The organism is Streptomyces sp. NPDC048191, assembly GCF_040652655.1.
In the GTDB taxonomy this organism is placed as follows: domain Bacteria; phylum Actinomycetota; class Actinomycetes; order Streptomycetales; family Streptomycetaceae; genus Streptomyces.
The window spans coordinates 476,028-491,699 of sequence record NZ_JBEZMO010000003.1 but is presented as its reverse complement, the minus strand read 5'-3'; the positions used below and the strand labels follow the sequence as shown (position 1 = coordinate 491,699).

Genomic DNA, 15,672 nt, shown 5'->3' with positions numbered 1-15,672 from the left:
CTGCCGGCTCCGGCCCACGGAGCACCCCGGCGGGGGATCGGCCGTCTCCCGGGCCGTCAGCCGGCGGTGCTGACCTCCGGCTCGGCGTCCGTTCTCGGGGTGGCCGCGGCCGGGTTCTCCTTCGGCAGCCCCCGCATGAGCAGCCCGTACCCCAGGCCCGCGACCGTGCCCACCGCGGCGCACGTCCCCCACAGCCACTCCGCCCCCCAGTGGTCGATCACCGCGCCGGACATCAGCGGAGCGACCAGCGCGGCGACGGACCAGGACAGCGTGTACACGCCCTGGTAGCGCCCGCGCCCGTGCACCGGGGACAGTCGTACGACGAGCCCGGTCTGGGTCGGGGCGTTGACGATCTCGGCGAGGGTCCAGACGCACACGGTGACCGCGAAGACGCCGACGGACCCGGCGAAGGCGGTGAGCCCGAAGCCGTAGCCGGCGAGCAGTGAGGACATCACCAGCAGGGTGCGCGGATCGCGGTGCTCGATGAAACGGGTGACCGGGATCTGAAGGGCGACGATCAGGATGCCGTTGACGGCGATGGCGAGACCGTAGTCGGCGGGCGAGAACCCGGCCCGTCCCATGGCCACCGGCAGACCCACGGACCCCTGCTGGAAGATCAGCGCGACCAGGAAGGACAGCCCGACGACGGCCATGTACCGCCCGTCGCGCAGCACGGTGCCGAGGCTGACGGCGCTGTCCTTCTCCTTCACCTGGGCCGTGGGCCGCGACTCGGGCAGCTTCAGGAAGACGACGAGTGCGCAGGCCAGGGTCATCCCGGCCTCGATCAGGAACCCGGCGAGATAGCTGAACTCGGCGATGAACCCGGCGCCCATGGAGGAGACGGCGAACCCGAGGTTGATGGCCCAGTAGTTCAGCGAGAACGCCCGCACCCGGTCCTCGGGCCGCACGATGTCGGCCATCATCGCCTGCACGGCCGGCCGGGAGGCGTTGGAGGCCATGCCGACGAGGAAGGCGACGGCGGCGATGGCGACGGGCGCCGTCATGAAGCCGAGCAGCGCGACGGAGGCGGCGGTGGCCGACTGGGCGATGAGGAGGGTCGGCCGCCTGCCGAGCCGGTCGGCCATGACCCCGCCCCCCAGCGAGGACACGACCCCGCCCAGCCCGTGCAGCGAGGCGACGAGACCGGCGTACGAGGCCGAGTAGCCGCGGTCGAGGGTGAGGTAGAGGGCCATGAAGGTGGCCACGAAGGCGCCGAGCCGGTTGACGAGGGTGCTGGTCCACAGCCACCAGAACTCCCGGGGTAGCCCGGAGACGCTCTCCCGGGCGGCACGTCGGAGACGAGCGGCGGACATGACAAGACCCCCCATGGATCGAAGCACGCCCCGCAGGGGGCGCTGTAAGAAGCTCAACCGGCAAGCACAACTTACATAGAGGGTCCGACGGTGGCCACTCGTTTAACAGATGCCGTCAACCGTCCACCCACTGGCCGGGCCGGGCAGCGGCCGGAACCCTTGGATTACGCTCTTTCCCATGGCCGACGCACCGTACAAGCTGATCCTCCTCCGCCACGGCGAGAGCGAGTGGAACGCGAAGAACCTGTTCACCGGCTGGGTGGACGTCAACCTCAACGAGAAGGGCGAGAAGGAGGCAGTCCGCGGTGGCGAGCTCCTGAAGGACGCCGACCTCCTCCCCGACGTGGTCCACACGTCCCTGCAGAAGCGCGCGATCCGCACGGCCCAGCTGGCCCTCGAGGCCGCCGACCGCCACTGGATCCCGGTCCACCGCACCTGGCGCCTGAACGAGCGCCACTACGGCGCCCTCCAGGGCAAGGACAAGGCGGCCACCCTGGCCGAGTTCGGCGAGGAGCAGTTCATGCTCTGGCGCCGCTCGTACGACACCCCGCCGCCCCCGCTCGCCGACGACTCCGAGTTCTCCCAGGCGCACGACGCCCGCTACGCGACGATCCCGCCGGAGCTGCGCCCGAACACGGAGTGCCTGAAGGACGTCGTCATCCGGATGCTCCCCTACTGGTACGACGGCATCGTCCCCGACCTCCTGGCCGGCCGCACGGTCCTGGTCGCCGCCCACGGCAACTCCCTGCGCGCCCTGGTCAAGCACCTCGACGGCATCTCCGACGCCGACATCGCGGGCCTGAACATCCCGACGGGCATCCCGCTGTACTACGAGCTCGACGAGAACTTCAAGCCGATCACCCCCGGCGGCAAGTACCTCGACCCCGAGGCGGCCGCGGCGGCGATCGAGGCGGTCAAGAACCAGGGCAAGAAGAAGTAAGCAGTAACGATCAAGCCCCCTACCTGCAGTTTCCTCGCTCGTAGGGGGCTCGTTGCTGTGCTGGGGCCGTCTCTGGGCCGTGAGCTGCTCGACCGGGCCGTCAGGAGACAGGACCGGGGGAGTGTGGTTCCGGCCGCTGCCTCAGCTCTGCTCGTCCTCCCGCATCGCGCAGGGCCGCGACCGCTTTCTTGGAGGCTCAGTCCAGTAATCCGGCGTATGACCTGGGCTACGTCGAGTGGACAGGCACCGGCGTGGACGAGCACCACCTCCGGGATCACATGGATCACCTTGCCCAACTTGCCCACTCGTCTATACGAGTAAGCGTGTTGGGCGTATGAGTTCGGAGAAGAGCTGATAGCGGCCAACGGCCGTGGCTACGAACTGAAGCGCCCCACGAAGCCGGCAGTAGGGACCATGCTCGCCAACCTGCGGCGCGGCAACGAGTACTTGATCCTTGAGTGCCAGGACGAGGAACGCGAGGGCGACTGGTACATCCAGGTCTGGTTCCGCGAGAACAACACCTACCAGCTGGAATACCGCTGTATCGGATACGGTGCGCCCTGCCCACCGAGGGGCGGCGCGCCGCCGGTCTGTCTGAGTCGTTGCGACTCATCGACCCGGGTGTTCAGAGCAGGCCTACTGACAGGAGCACGTAAGCGGTACAAGCAGTACCGATCACAACCCCTGCAAGCCCAAACACCCCCTCGGTAGTTTTCCAGTACGAGCGCTGCAACTCGTGGGCGATTGGGCTCTTCTAGGGTTCTTCGGGTCGTAAACAACCTCGATCGATCCTCTGCCGATGTCGGGGGCGTCGCCGGGGCTCAGGCTCAGCCGGTGCCTCCGGCCTTCGGCATCCTTGTAGATGTAGTCCGCTGACCAGATGCCACCAGCCCAGCTCTCACCTCCCCGATGAGCCCTGACACGAACTCCGCGCCTGCTCAGCCTGACCCGCCTCGAAAGTCCCACCGTGCCCATCGCCAGAAAGATCAGCGCCAGAAAGAACCCAGCAGCCGCCACCGCTTTCTCCCCCCTTGGCAGACAAGTCGGCGCAGTTTAACCGCGAACCACCGCGGCCAGGGCGGTGACCACGGGCTCAGGCATCGTGGTCACGGGCCGGCCGTCGTGGCTTGCTCTGGTCGACGTGATCGGCAGCGTGGCCGAGGCCGATGGCGTTCCGCGAGATGGTGTAGTCGATCATTCCCGGTGGTGCTGGGGAGTGCGCGGGTGGTGTTCCCGGCGTAGATGGCGGCCCATGCTGCCTTCGGGCAGATAGCGGCGGGGGAAGGCGATCCATTCGTCGTGCATCTCGCCCGCTCTCCGAGGCCCAGCGGACGTTGAGCGATCTGAAGGTGGGACGCTTCGACGGGGTGACCGTGCTGCTCAACGATCTGTGAACCCCGAAGGAACCAAACCGGTGCACACGGCGGTGTGGCGCATTCCGTACTGTCTCGGCGCCGATCCAGCCCCATAGGGTCCCGGTCGTGGCCCACGCCATCTGCGCGGGGCAGCCGGTTGTGCATCCCGACCGAAGCGGTATCCGCACGCGGAACGTCGGCTTCCGGCCACGATTCCCGAAGGAGACACCTTGAAGCTCCGCCTTGCCGCCTCGGCGCTGACGCTGGCGATGGCCGCGTCCACGAGTGTCCTCACAGCCAGCAACGCCTCGGCCGCCAACACAGTCACCGCCTGCCGTACCCCCGACCTCTACGCGGACGGCCTGTACGTCCAGACCTGCATCAACACCCCCCAGTACGACGGTCACAACGTCTGGGGCACCGTCAAGACCTACGGCAGCAACAACACCTCGATCAACCTCTGCGTCGAAGTGCTGGACGAAAACCTCAACGTCATCCCCGGTAGCCTCACCTGCAAAGTTGTGCGGGGCCCGTCCGGCACCGTCGTCACGACCCCGGTGGTCTGGCAGGGCACCCACGGCGTCTTCGCCCAGTCGTTCTTCACCAGCCCCACCTACTACTACGGAGGCATGAGCGAAGGGATCTGCGTCGACAACTGCTGAGACAGCTCATACAGCAGGGTTACCCCAGGCGCGATTCGGCAGGGCAAGAAGAAGTAAGCAGTAACGATCAAGCTCCCTGCCTGCGGGTTCTCCGCTGGGAGGGGGCTTTTCGCTGCCTATGGGCCGTCTCTGGGTCGTCAGGGGGCCGGAGCCTGACGCTCGTACCCGAGGATGTCGTGGACCCAACGATCGAAGTACCGGACCTCGGCCTGTTGGTCACCCTCGACGGTCAGCCACTCGCCGGCCGCCGTGATCATATGTGCCTCAGCTTGATCCGTTTCCGTGGGCCGGAGCTCGACCCAATCTGTCAGCGCGCCCCAGATGAGATGCAGTGAAACACACGCTTCGTCACCGTCACTCCCAGGCCACTCACCCATAGCGAGACGCCAGATCTCCAACGCCAGGTCGTACGGTGAAGCATCGCCGTTCAGCATGGCCGCCGCTTGCGCTCTGACCGCTGCGCGAAACGCCTCGGATCCCTCCATGATCTAGAGAGTAAGCGACGCGACCCCCTTGGTTTGCACGGCAGAAGATCGCGTAGAGGCCACACCGTTACACCTCGGCCCGGGAACGCTGACAACCGGACGGCGAGCAGGCTTCATCCAGGTACGCGATCTTCCGATCTGCGGCCTACCAGCGAAACCACAAAGCGTGCATGCTGTCGGTGTGACCGGGCGGTGGTCAGGTTCCTTACGTTCCAGTCTCGCTCAGGAGGAACTGTTGATGCCGCGAACCTTCAGAGGCTTCAACGGCAAAGCCGTGCTCCATGACGATCGAGTCGAAATCAAGCGAGCGCTCGGCGCGAGGATTGGCGGCGCGAAAAGCAGCGTCATTCCGTTGCCTCAACTCGTCAAGGTCATATCGAAGCCGCCCACACGCTGGCTCAACGGTTGGGTCTACCTCGCCACGGATGCGGACCCGGCGCATCTCCGCTACTGGGCCGATCCCCCGAAGACCAAGATTGGCGGCAACCCGCAGGCGATTCTGTACACGTGGTGGCAGCGTGACATCCAGTCTGATTTCATCGCCGCAGTGAGCGAGGTATGGCAGGAGCCCTCCCAAAGGCCGACAGGGACGCCGTCCGAGGACAGCCGGCAGGGTTCCTGAGCCTGAGTGGTACAGCAGCGGAGTACGGCAACCCTTCCACGCCCATGGTTCGCATCGAGGAGGCAGGCGCAGCCTCAAGACCGTGCCAAGCCAGGGAAGTCGCAGCTCGGGCACGTGATCGCCCAACCTCGCTGCTATAGCGGTGGCTTCGTGGCAACCAGCGGCAGTGGCCAGCTGACGCAGGCCACGAGTGCGCTGCCGTCCTCGGTGAGGAAGAGCAGGGTGAACCGTGTCCGATTGTCGGGATCGATCAGCGCTGCGCGCACAGGCCGGCCATATTCCCTGATGAGCTGCACTGCTTCCGCCAGGCCAGGGGGTTCGAATCCGCGCATCCGCATGCGCTGAAGTCGGCGACTGAAGACTCCGGCATGCGCACCAGTGGGTTGTACCCGTTCCTCCACCGAGTAGGGGGCGCCGCTGCGGAGGGCGGCCAGAGCTGTCACGGACGCCTCGTCATCACCGATCAACAGCGATTCCAGCACATGCCGTTCCATGGTCACCCCGTTTGGATCGTGCGGTACAGCAGCCGGGTACCGCAACCCTAGTAACCACCCCCGCACGGTGGCGTCCCTCCGGGCCCGCTCAGCGGCCGGTACGACCCCCGCGTCCATGAGTGCACGATGCTTAGGTATGGCCCCTGAACCCAGCGCCGCACCGTCGATGACCACTCAGGTGAGTGCGGTGACCGACGGAACCACCAGGGTCTTCACGGCCTTTCCGGGACCTCAGCCCGTGTGGTCTCGCGGCCTGAGCGCCCCTGGCCGGTGTCCAGGTGATGGACGGGCCGCGCAGAGTGCCGTCTGGACGGCGGCCGTCATGTCTTTGTCCTGGGCGTCCGTCTCGCCCGGGAAGAGGTTCACCATGGCCGTGGCCTGCCTGCCGTCGACCGTGACCGCGCTCGTCGTCTGGTAGCCGACGATTCCGCCGTCGTGCCCCAGGCGAGGCCGCCGCACGGCAGCGGGTGGCTCTCCAGGCCGAGGCCGTAGGCACCGCCGTCCGGGGAGCCGGTCGGCCGGGTCCTCATCATCTCCCGGAGCTGGGCAGGCCGGAGCAGCCGGCCGCTGACGAGCGCGCTCAGGAAGCGGTTCATGTCGTCGCCACTGGAGATCATGGCGCCGCTCGCGCCCGCGACCGTGGGGTTGAGCGCGGTGGTGTCCTTGAGCGGCGCGTCCTTGTCCATCCGCGCATAGCCGCGGGGGTGCGGGCCCGGGATCTCCGAGGCGTCGACCGGGACGGACGTCCGGCGCAGGTGGAGCGGTTCGATGATGCGTCGGCGGATCTCGTGGCCGTAGCTGTGCCCGGTCACCCGCTCAATGAGCATGCCGGCCACCAGGTAGCCCGTGTTGGAGTAGCGCCAGCCGGTGGTGGCCGGGGTGTGCGAGGCGACGTAATGGGGCCACCGTCCGGACCGGCGGTGGGGGCAGCCCCAGGGACGCGCCGGTGGCGGACCGAAACCCGAAGGGCATGGAGAAGGGCCGGTGCGAACCTGGTTCACACCGGCCCTTCGGCAGACAACGACAGGAAAGGCTGCTCAGCCCGTCAGCCGCACTGGCAGGGGCCGCCGGACTGGCACCCGCAGCCGCAGCCCGAACCGCAGCCGCACGCACCGATCAGCGGAAGGCTCCGGGTCTCGGCGGTCTGGGCGGTCTCGCGCTCCTGCGTGGGGTCGGGAGTGGTGCTGGCGGATTCGGCCATGGGTCCCTCCTAGAAGCTGGGGCAGGGATGCCCTCGCCCAATTCATGCCCGTTTCCGTGGGCGCATCAACGGCGCACGGATGCGCCCACGCGCCCCCAGCAAGGCCCCGGAAGCCCTCCAGGGCCCTGGTGCGAGCCTCCAGTGCCCTGGCGCGAGCCTCCGGTACCGCTGCGCGAGCCCCACGCAGGCCGCTGGTGCCGGCCTGCGAAGATCCCCGCGTCGCCCGAAAGCCTCAGCCCGCCAGGACCTGGGCCCCCGAAGGGGTCACGCCCCCTCGGCCCCCGTGACCGGCTGGATGTCCGGCTGGAGCTCGTCGGCGTGTTCGCCCGTGACCAGGAAGACGACGCGCTTGGCGACGGCCACGGCGTGGTCGGCGTAGCGCTCGTAGTAGCGGCCGAGCAGGGTGACGTCCACCGCCGTCTCGATGCCGTGCTTCCAGCGCTCGTCGATCAGGTGCTGGAACAGCGTGCGGTGCAGCAGGTCCATCTCGTCGTCGTCCTGCTCCAGCTGCATGGCGAGGTCGATGTCCTTCGTGATGATCACCTCGGCCGCCTTCGCCATCAGGCGCTGCGCGAGCTGGCCCATCTCCAGGATCGTGGCGTGCAGGTCCTGCGGGACCGCGCGCTCGGGGAAGCGCAGCCGGGCCAGCTTGGCCACGTGCTGGGCGAGGTCGCCGGAGCGCTCCAGGTCCGCGGACATGCGCAGGGAGGTGACGACGATACGGAGGTCGGTCGCCACCGGCTGCTGCCGGGCCAGCAGGGCTATCGCGCGCGCCTCCAGGTCGTGCTGGAGCTCGTCGACCTTCTGGTCCGCCTCGATCACGCTCTCGGCCAGCTTCAGATCGGCGTCCAGAATGGCGGTCGTGGCGCGCCCGATCGCCGAGCCGACCAGCCGGGTCATCTCCACCAGACCGTCGCCGATCGAGTCAAGTTCCTCGTGGTACGCGTCCCGCATCAGGGTTACCTCTCCTACGTGCGTGTCTTTGTGGGTTCCGGGGGCTGTGGCACCAAACGACACCAAACGACACCATCGCCCCGTGGCGAAACCGGCGGTGCGAACCCCACGCTCCCACGCTGTGGCCCGTACGCGTCCGTTTCTGCCATCCCAAATGAACCAATACTGGCTCCAAGGTGAACTCTGGGCGACGAGTGTTCGAGGTCCCACCTCCACGGCTGTGGTCATGTCGTACGCCCTGCTTAACCTGGAGGCATGGACGTGAACGCGGCGGTCGCCGCAGCGGCAGCGATCGCCGGAGTGCTCACCGGTGTCATCGCCATGCTGGCGTTCCGTTGGAGCGAACGCGACCAGAAGCGACCGACCAGGACTTCTTTGCACACCGATCCCGTACTCCCGCCCGGCGTGGACACCGTGCTGTCCGTGCTCCGTTCCTCGGCCGTCGTCCTCGACGAGGCCGACGCCGTGGTCAAGGCCAGCTCGGCCGCCTACGCCCTCGGCCTGGTCCGCGGCGGCAAGCTCGCCGTGGATCCCATGCTCCAGATGGCCAGGGACACGAGACGCGACGGCGAGATACGCCAGGTCGAGCTGGACCTGCCCCGGCGCGGTACCGGCCGCGGCGAGGCCCTCGCCGTCTCCGCGCGCGTGGCCCCGCTCGGCTCCCGCCTGGTCCTGCTGCTGGTCGAGGACCTGACCGAGGCCAGGCGGATCGAGGCCGTACGACGAGACTTCGTGGCCAACGTGAGTCACGAGCTGAAGACGCCGGTCGGCGCCCTCTCCCTCCTCTCCGAGGCCGTCATGGACGCCTCGGACGACCCCGAGGCCGTGCAGCGCTTCGCGGGCCGCATGCAGATCGAGGCGACCCGGCTGACCAACCTGGTCCAGGAACTGATCGACCTCTCCCGGGTGCAGAACGACGACCCGCTGGAGGACGCCGAGCCCGTCCGCGTGGACGAGCTGGTCGCGGAGGCCGTCGACCGCTGCCGCCACCAGGCCGGCACCAAGCAGATCACCATGGCCGCCGGCGGCACGGCCGACCTGCATGTCTGGGGCAACCGCGGCCAGCTGGCCGCAGCCCTCGGCAACCTGGTCGAGAACGCCGTCAACTACTCCCCGGCCCGCACCCGCGTCGGCATAGCCGCCCGCCGGGTCAACGCACCCGGCGGCGACATGATCGAGCTCGCCGTGACGGACCAGGGCATCGGCATCTCCGACAAGGACAAGGAGCGCATCTTCGAGCGCTTCTACCGCGTCGACCCGGCCCGCTCCCGGCAGACCGGAGGCACCGGACTGGGTCTCGCGATCGTCAAGCACGTGGTCGCCTCGCACGGCGGGGAGGTCACGGTGTGGAGTGCCGAAGGCCAGGGCTCCACGTTCACCCTCAGGCTGCCGGAGGCGGGTGCGGCCCGCGACCGCGCGACGCAGCACCCCGACCCCGACCTCGACGACGAGGCCGGCGGACCCACTGAGTCATCCCCGTACGAACCGCTTCCCGCCCCGGAGGTCCTTCCGTGACCCGAGTGCTCGTCGTCGAGGACGAGGAGTCCTTCTCCGACGCCCTGTCGTACATGCTCCGCAAGGAGGGCTTCGAGGTCGCCATCGCGGCCACGGGCCCCGACGGACTCGACGAGTTCGAGCGCAACGGCGCCGACCTCGTTCTCCTCGACCTGATGCTGCCGGGTCTGCCCGGCACGGAGGTGTGCCGCCAGCTGCGCGGCCGCTCCAACGTCCCCGTGATCATGGTGACGGCCAAGGACAGCGAGATCGACAAGGTGGTCGGCCTCGAGATAGGAGCCGACGACTACGTCACCAAGCCGTTCTCCTCGCGCGAGCTGGTGGCCCGCATCCGCGCCGTCCTGCGCCGCCGCGGCGAGCCGGAGGAGGTCGCCCCGGCCGCGCTGGAGGCGGGCCCGGTCCGCATGGACGTCGACCGCCACGTGGTGACGGTCGCCGGTTCCAAGGTGGACCTCCCGCTGAAGGAGTTCGACCTGCTGGAGATGCTCCTGCGCAACGCCGGCCGCGTCCTGACCCGCATGCAGCTCATCGACCGCGTCTGGGGCGCCGACTACGTGGGCGACACCAAGACCCTCGACGTCCACGTCAAGCGCCTGCGCGCCAAGATCGAGCCGGACCCGGGTGCGCCGCGCTACCTGGTGACGGTGCGCGGCCTGGGCTACAAGTTCGAGCCGTAGGCCGGCCCGGCCACGTGGTGGTCACACCGGATGTACGACGAAGGGCGGCACCCCGTCACAGGGGTGCCGCCCTTCGTGCGCGCGGAGCTCAGTGGCCGGCGGCCGACTGCGACGCGGAGTCGCTCGGGGTCGCGCCCGCGCCCGTGCCCGTGCCCGTCCCCGTGCCCGCGGTCGCGGTGTCGCTCGCGGTCGCCGACGGGGTGGCCTTGCCGTGCTTGCCCGGCTTGGCGCTGCCGGAGGCTGTGGCGCCCGGGGCGCCGCTGACGGGCGGCGTGGCGGACGGGATCTGGCTCGGGCCCCACTTGTCGAAGTAGCTGGCGGCCGGCACCACGAAGGCGCGCAGGCTCACGTCACCGGTCTTGCTGAAGGTGAAGGTGATCTTCTGGGCGTTGCCGTCCTGGACGGACGCGCGGCCGTTGCTGATCTCGGCGGAGGCGTTGCCCTTGCCGCCGAGGATCAGGGAGCCGTGCGCCGGAACGGTGAGGCTGCCGCCCTTGGTGGGCGTCAGGTTCACGGTCCCGGTGCTGCCCGGGATGGCGATCGACTGCAGGGTCTCGTCCGAGGCGCCCTGGTTGAACAGGGTCGCGGAGACCACGGCCGGACCCGTCGACTTCAGGTCGGGCTGGGTGATGATCGTGGCGTTCTGGACCTTGATGTTGCCGACCGTGGTCGCGGCGTTGTCCGGCTTGATCCCGAGAGTCTGCGAGTCGTTGCCGGCGCCACACGCGGCGAGCGAGGCGATCGAGAAGGCGATGGCGGAGGCGGCGAGGGCGCCGCGTCGAAGGCTGCTGCTCACGGCGGCGGCAACTCCTTGAACGCGCGGGCGGCTCCCCTTATAAAGCCACCCTAAGTGTCTGTCAGCGGCCTTAGGTTACCGAGCCGTTCCCGAGCCGCCGCACCCGACCCTCCCCAAGCCCCCGGCTTGCCTCCGGCTGGGGGTACCGCGGGACGTACGTCCCTCCAGTCACACGAGGCACTCCAGTCACTTTGCCTAGCGCTCGTCCGCCATTCACATAACCGCGCGCAAAATTTCCGTGAAGGAATGCGTGGCCGCCCCGATATTGATCACGCACCACCCTCCCCGCAGCCGTTGATCAATTCCGGAATCGGTCCGGATCGCCACCGGGTCACCGAACGGAGTAGCGGAAGTCGCACGCTTGGAACCGGACAAAACGGGACGTTCATCCACTTGGAGACAGGGCCAGGAGTGTGTAACGTACGCGTTTCACCCTGCCTGGAGAGCCCCTCCGACCTGCGAATTCCCGCTTCGCGAGGCCCCTCGCAGCACGTTCCTGTCGCAGTTGTCAAGCCCCGAGATATGCCCTGACCTGCGAAAACGCCATTCAGAAGACGCCGTATCCGTGTTACCCTGGATAGCCACGGAAGGGGTACCTGTCACATGACGTTCAAGGTTGGCGACACCGTGGTCTATCCCCATCACGGGGCCGCGCTGATCGAGGCCATCGAAACTCGCCAGATCAAAGGCGTGGACAAGACCTACTTGGTGCTGAAGGTCGCCCAGGGTGACCTGACGGTACGTGTGCCAGCGGACAATGCTGAGTTCGTGGGCGTGCGTGATGTGGTCGGTCAGGACGGGCTGGACCGGGTCTTCGAGGTGCTGCGCGCGCCGTATGCCGAGGAGCCCACGAACTGGTCCCGTCGTTACAAGGCAAACCTGGAGAAGCTCGCCTCCGGCGATGTCATCAAGGTCGCGGAAGTCGTGCGTGACCTGTGGCGTCGCGAGCGCGAGCGAGGGCTCTCCGCAGGTGAGAAGCGCATGCTCGCCAAGGCCCGCCAGATCCTGGTGAGCGAGCTGGCTCTCGCGGAGAACACGAACGAGGACAAGGCCGAGGCCCTGCTCGACGAGGTGCTCGCCTCCTGACGCGCCACGGTGGCGATCTCTCGTATCCGCCACGCACAGCACGTTCAGCACAGTGAAATGCCGCGGTGCCCGATGACACTGACCCTGTCGCCGGGCGCTGCGGCATGTTCGTGCCCGCGCCGGATCTCCGGAAAAAGGCTCCGCTCTTCGGCTCCGTTCTTCGCCGTCTTCCGGTGTTCTGCCGTCTTCCGGTGTTCTTCGGAAAGCCCCCGAGAAGCAAGCCCCCGATACTTGTCGTGCCGGGCCCGGGCAGATGGCTCGACCAGGGTCACGGAAAGGGTCCGGTCAAGGCGTCGCGCCCGGCACTCCTCCAGGCCATACCCACCTAGGTCGAGCACACAAACCTGACAGGAACCGATGTCTGACGAATCGCGCCCTTCGCCCGCACCGACCCCCGTCGCCGCCGTGATTCCCGCCGCCGGCCGGGGCGTACGCCTCGGTCCGGGCGCCCCCAAGGCGCTGCGCGCGCTGAACGGCACGCCCATGCTCATCCACGCGGTCCGCGCGCTCGCCGCATCCCGCCATGTCTCCCTGGTGATCGTCGTGGCCCCGCCGGACGGCGCCGGCGAGGTCAAGTCCCTGCTCGACGCGCACGCCCTCCCGGAGCGGACCGACTTCCTGGTCGTCCCCGGCGGGGACAGCCGTCAGGAATCGGTCGGGCTCGGCCTGGACGCCCTTCCCCCCGAGTACGGCGTCGTCCTCGTCCACGACGCGGCCCGCCCGCTGGTCCCCGTCGACACCGTCGACGCGGTCATCGAGGCCGTACGCGAGGGCGCCCCCGCCGTCGTCCCCGCGCTCCCGCTCGCCGACACCGTCAAGGAGGTCGAGCCCGCCACCGGGCCCGGCGAGCCCGAACCCGTCGTCGCCACGCCCGAGCGGGCCCGCCTGCGCGCCGTCCAGACGCCGCAGGGCTTCGACCGCGCGACCCTGGTCCGCGCCCACGAGACCGTCACCGACAACGTCACCGACGACGCGAGCATGGTCGAGCAGCTGGGGCTGACGGTCGTGGCCGTACCCGGGCACGAGGAGGCCTTCAAGGTCACCCGTCCTCTCGACCTGGTCCTCGCCGAGGCCGTCCTGGCCCGCAGGAGGCTGAACGATGGCTTCTGAGCAGTTCCCCGTGCTGCCCCGGGTCGGCATCGGCACCGACATCCACGCCTTCGAGGAGGGCCGCGAGCTGTGGTGCGCGGGCCTGAAGTGGGAGGGCGAGGGGACGGGTCTGGCCGGGCACTCCGACGCGGACGTCGTCGCCCATGCCGCCTGCAACGCCCTGTTCTCCGCGGCCGGGCTCGGTGACCTCGGACAGCACTTCGGCACCGGCCGCCCCGAGTGGTCCGGCGCCTCCGGGGTGACCCTGCTCACCGAGGCCGCCCGGATCGTCCGCGAGGCGGGCTTCACCGTCGGCAACATCGCCGTCCAGGTGGTCGGGCCCCGCCCGAAGATCGGCAAGCGCCGGGACGAGGCCCAGAAGATCCTCTCCGAGGCGGCCGGAGCGCCCGTCTCCGTCTCCGGTGCCACGACGGACGGCCTGGGTTTCCCGGGACGCGAGGAGGGCCTGATGGCGATCGCGACGGCACTCGTGGTGCGGGTGAACTGAGGGCGTGCGAGGGTACCCACACGACCAGTGATCCCTGGACTCCGGAGGGTGCCCATGTCCGCCGTACTGTCCGACCAGCTGAAGTCCGTGCTCGACGGCAAGGTGTTCATCGTCGTCGGCACCGTCCAGCCCGACGGCAGCCCGCAGCTGTCCCCGGTCTGGGTGAAGCGCGACGGGGACGACCTCCTCTTCTCCACCACGGTCGACCGCCGCAAATACCTGAACCTGGACCGCGACCCCCGTGTGACGGCCGTCGTCCTGAACCCGGAGGAGCCCTACGAGTACGCCGAGATCCGCGGCACGGCCTCGCTGACCACGGAGGGCGGCCCCCAACTCATCGACGAACTGAGCGAGAAGTACACCGGTAAGAAGTACGCCGACTTCAACCCGGCCGCGGGCCAGGACGCCCAGCGGGTCGTCGTGCGGATCACGCCGCGGAAGGTCGTCGGGAGGCTCTGAGGCGTGGCAAGGGCAGAAGGGGCATGAGGCACCCCCTCGCGCCCACTACTCTGGAGTGGTGACTATTCGCCTGTACGACACCGGTGCCCGGCAGATCCGTGACTTCGTCCCGCTCAGGCCGGGTTGTGTCTCGATCTACCTGTGTGGTGCCACGGTGCAGGCGGCGCCGCACATCGGGCACATCCGCTCGGGTCTGAACTTCGACATCATGCGTCGCTGGTTCGCCTACCGGGGTTATGAGGTGACGTTCATCCGGAACGTCACGGACATCGACGACAAGATCATCGCGAAGGCGGCTGAACAGGGCCGGCCGTGGTGGTCGATCGGGTACGACAACGAGCGGGCCTTCAACGACGGCTACACCGCGCTGGGCTGCCTGCCGCCGACCTACGAGCCGCGTGCCACGGGTCATGTCACCGAGATGGTCGAGATGATGCGGCGTCTCATCGAGCGGGGGCATGCCTACGCCGCCGACGGCAACGTGTACTTCGACGTGCGTTCCTTCCCCGACTACCTGCAGCTGTCGAGGCAGGAGCTGGACAATCTGCTGCAGCCGGCCGGTGAGGGGGAGACCGGTAAGCGGGATCCGCGGGACTTCGCGATGTGGAAGGCGGCCAAGCCGGGGGAGCCGACCTGGCCGACGCCGTGGGGTGAGGGCCGTCCGGGCTGGCATCTGGAGTGCTCGGCGATGGCGCACAAGTATCTCGGCTCCGCCTTCGACATCCATGGCGGCGGCCTGGACCTGATCTTCCCGCATCACGAGAACGAGATCGCTCAGGCCCGGGCCTTTGGTGACGAGTTCGCCCGGTACTGGGTGCACAACGCCTGGGTGACGATGGCCGGCGACAAGATGTCCAAGTCGCTGGGCAACAGTGTGCTGGTGTCGGAGATGGTCAGGGCGTGGCGGCCGGTCGTGCTGCGTTACTACCTGGGTACTCCGCATTACCGGTCGATGATCGAGTACAGCGAGGAGGCGCTGCGCGAGGCGGAGTCGGCGTTCGCGCGGATCGAGGGCTTCGTGCAGCGGGTGACGGAGCTGGCGGGCAGGAGGGTGGAGCCGTCGGCGGAGGTGCCGCCGGCGTTCGCGGAGGCGATGGACGACGATCTGGGTGTGCCGCAGGCCCTGGCGGTGGTGCACACGACGGTCCGGCAGGGCAACAGTGCGCTGTCCGCGGACGACAAGGACGCGGCGGTGGCCCGGCTGGCCGAGGTACGGGCCATGCTGGGGGTCCTGGGTCTGGATCCGCTGGATGAGCAGTGGGCGGGTGAGTCCGGCCGGGGTGAGGACCTGCACGGTGTGGTCGACGGTCTGGTCCGGCTGGTCCTGGACCAGCGGGAGGCGGCCCGTGCCCGCAAGGACTGGGCCACCGCCGACGCCATCCGTGACCAGCTGGGGCAGTCCGGCCTGGTCGTCGAGGACAGCCCGCAGGGCCCCCGCTGGACTCTCGGCCGGCGCTGACCCCACTTGATCGAGTGTGCCGCCCGGTCCCCCGGGCGGCACACTGCATAAGACGTA

Annotated in this window: 17 protein-coding genes; 10 read left to right on the top strand and 7 right to left on the bottom strand. The window is 68.6% G+C overall.

Features of this window, described 5'->3' with window-relative positions; translation table 11 throughout:
- Nucleotides 1–56: 56 nt before the first annotated feature.
- Nucleotides 57–1,313, bottom strand: coding sequence for an MFS transporter (locus AB0D93_RS08070; protein WP_362114801.1), 1,257 nt, complete (start codon nt 1,311–1,313; stop codon nt 57–59).
- A gap of 178 nt (nt 1,314–1,491) precedes the next feature.
- On the opposite strand from AB0D93_RS08070, the gene AB0D93_RS08065 reads away from it, so the two are divergent.
- Complete coding sequence (locus AB0D93_RS08065) at nt 1,492–2,253, top strand: phosphoglyceromutase (protein ID WP_362114798.1); 762 nt, start codon at nt 1,492–1,494, stop codon at nt 2,251–2,253.
- Nucleotides 2,254–3,838: 1,585 nt separating this feature from the next.
- Complete coding sequence (locus tag AB0D93_RS08060) at nt 3,839–4,270, top strand: hypothetical protein (RefSeq protein WP_362114795.1); 432 nt, start codon at nt 3,839–3,841, stop codon at nt 4,268–4,270.
- A 137-nt stretch (nt 4,271–4,407) separates the two neighbouring features.
- On the opposite strand, the gene AB0D93_RS08055 is transcribed toward AB0D93_RS08060, so the two are convergent.
- Nucleotides 4,408–4,755, bottom strand: coding sequence for a hypothetical protein (locus AB0D93_RS08055; RefSeq protein WP_362114791.1), 348 nt, complete (start codon nt 4,753–4,755; stop codon nt 4,408–4,410).
- Nucleotides 4,756–4,993: 238 nt separating this feature from the next.
- On the opposite strand from AB0D93_RS08055, the gene AB0D93_RS08050 reads away from it, so the two are divergent.
- Nucleotides 4,994–5,377: a hypothetical protein gene (locus tag AB0D93_RS08050; RefSeq protein ID WP_362114788.1), complete on the top strand. Its 384-nt coding sequence runs from the start codon at nt 4,994–4,996 to the stop codon at nt 5,375–5,377.
- A gap of 134 nt (nt 5,378–5,511) precedes the next feature.
- Here AB0D93_RS08050 and AB0D93_RS08045 read toward each other — a convergent pair whose 3' ends face one another.
- The 4 genes from AB0D93_RS08045 to phoU all read right to left on the bottom strand — a co-directional run bounded on the left by AB0D93_RS08045 (nt 5,512) and on the right by phoU (nt 8,026).
- Nucleotides 5,512–5,859 (bottom strand): hypothetical protein, encoded by a 348-nt coding sequence (locus AB0D93_RS08045; RefSeq protein ID WP_362114785.1) that lies wholly within the window; start codon nt 5,857–5,859, stop codon nt 5,512–5,514.
- A gap of 374 nt (nt 5,860–6,233) precedes the next feature.
- Entirely contained in the window at nt 6,234–6,872 is a 639-nt protein-coding gene (locus tag AB0D93_RS08040; RefSeq protein ID WP_362114782.1) for a serine hydrolase domain-containing protein, read from the bottom strand.
- Between the two features lie 44 nt (nt 6,873–6,916).
- On the bottom strand, nt 6,917–7,072 hold the full coding sequence (locus tag AB0D93_RS08035) for a hypothetical protein (protein ID WP_362114779.1): 156 nt from the start codon (nt 7,070–7,072) through the stop codon (nt 6,917–6,919).
- A 264-nt stretch (nt 7,073–7,336) separates the two neighbouring features.
- Nucleotides 7,337–8,026, bottom strand: coding sequence for a phosphate signaling complex protein PhoU (gene phoU, locus AB0D93_RS08030; protein ID WP_362114776.1), 690 nt, complete (start codon nt 8,024–8,026; stop codon nt 7,337–7,339).
- 255 nt (nt 8,027–8,281) lie between these two features.
- On the opposite strand from phoU, the gene AB0D93_RS08025 reads away from it, so the two are divergent.
- Nucleotides 8,282–9,541, top strand: coding sequence for an ATP-binding protein (locus AB0D93_RS08025; RefSeq protein WP_362114772.1), 1,260 nt, complete (start codon nt 8,282–8,284; stop codon nt 9,539–9,541).
- Nucleotides 9,538–10,218 (top strand): response regulator transcription factor, encoded by a 681-nt coding sequence (locus AB0D93_RS08020; protein ID WP_362114769.1) that lies wholly within the window; start codon nt 9,538–9,540, stop codon nt 10,216–10,218. The genes AB0D93_RS08025 and AB0D93_RS08020 overlap by 4 nt, the downstream gene beginning before the upstream one ends.
- Before the next feature lie 88 nt (nt 10,219–10,306).
- On the opposite strand, the gene AB0D93_RS08015 is transcribed toward AB0D93_RS08020, so the two are convergent.
- Complete coding sequence (locus tag AB0D93_RS08015; protein WP_362114766.1) at nt 10,307–11,014, bottom strand: DUF461 domain-containing protein; 708 nt, start codon at nt 11,012–11,014, stop codon at nt 10,307–10,309.
- Between the two features lie 603 nt (nt 11,015–11,617).
- Between AB0D93_RS08015 and AB0D93_RS08010 the strand changes: the two genes are divergently transcribed.
- The 5 genes from AB0D93_RS08010 to cysS all read left to right on the top strand — a co-directional run bounded on the left by AB0D93_RS08010 (nt 11,618) and on the right by cysS (nt 15,615).
- Nucleotides 11,618–12,100 (top strand): CarD family transcriptional regulator, encoded by a 483-nt coding sequence (locus tag AB0D93_RS08010; protein WP_003953493.1) that lies wholly within the window; start codon nt 11,618–11,620, stop codon nt 12,098–12,100.
- A 357-nt stretch (nt 12,101–12,457) separates the two neighbouring features.
- Complete coding sequence (ispD, locus tag AB0D93_RS08005) at nt 12,458–13,210, top strand: 2-C-methyl-D-erythritol 4-phosphate cytidylyltransferase (protein WP_362114763.1); 753 nt, start codon at nt 12,458–12,460, stop codon at nt 13,208–13,210.
- Complete coding sequence (gene ispF, locus AB0D93_RS08000) at nt 13,200–13,697, top strand: 2-C-methyl-D-erythritol 2,4-cyclodiphosphate synthase (protein WP_362114760.1); 498 nt, start codon at nt 13,200–13,202, stop codon at nt 13,695–13,697. Before ispD ends, ispF begins: the two co-directional genes overlap by 11 nt.
- 54 nt (nt 13,698–13,751) lie before the next feature.
- On the top strand, nt 13,752–14,156 hold the full coding sequence (locus tag AB0D93_RS07995; RefSeq protein ID WP_362114757.1) for a PPOX class F420-dependent oxidoreductase: 405 nt from the start codon (nt 13,752–13,754) through the stop codon (nt 14,154–14,156).
- A gap of 58 nt (nt 14,157–14,214) precedes the next feature.
- Nucleotides 14,215–15,615, top strand: coding sequence for a cysteine--tRNA ligase (gene cysS / locus AB0D93_RS07990; protein WP_362114754.1), 1,401 nt, complete (start codon nt 14,215–14,217; stop codon nt 15,613–15,615).
- Nucleotides 15,616–15,672 lie beyond the last annotated feature (57 nt).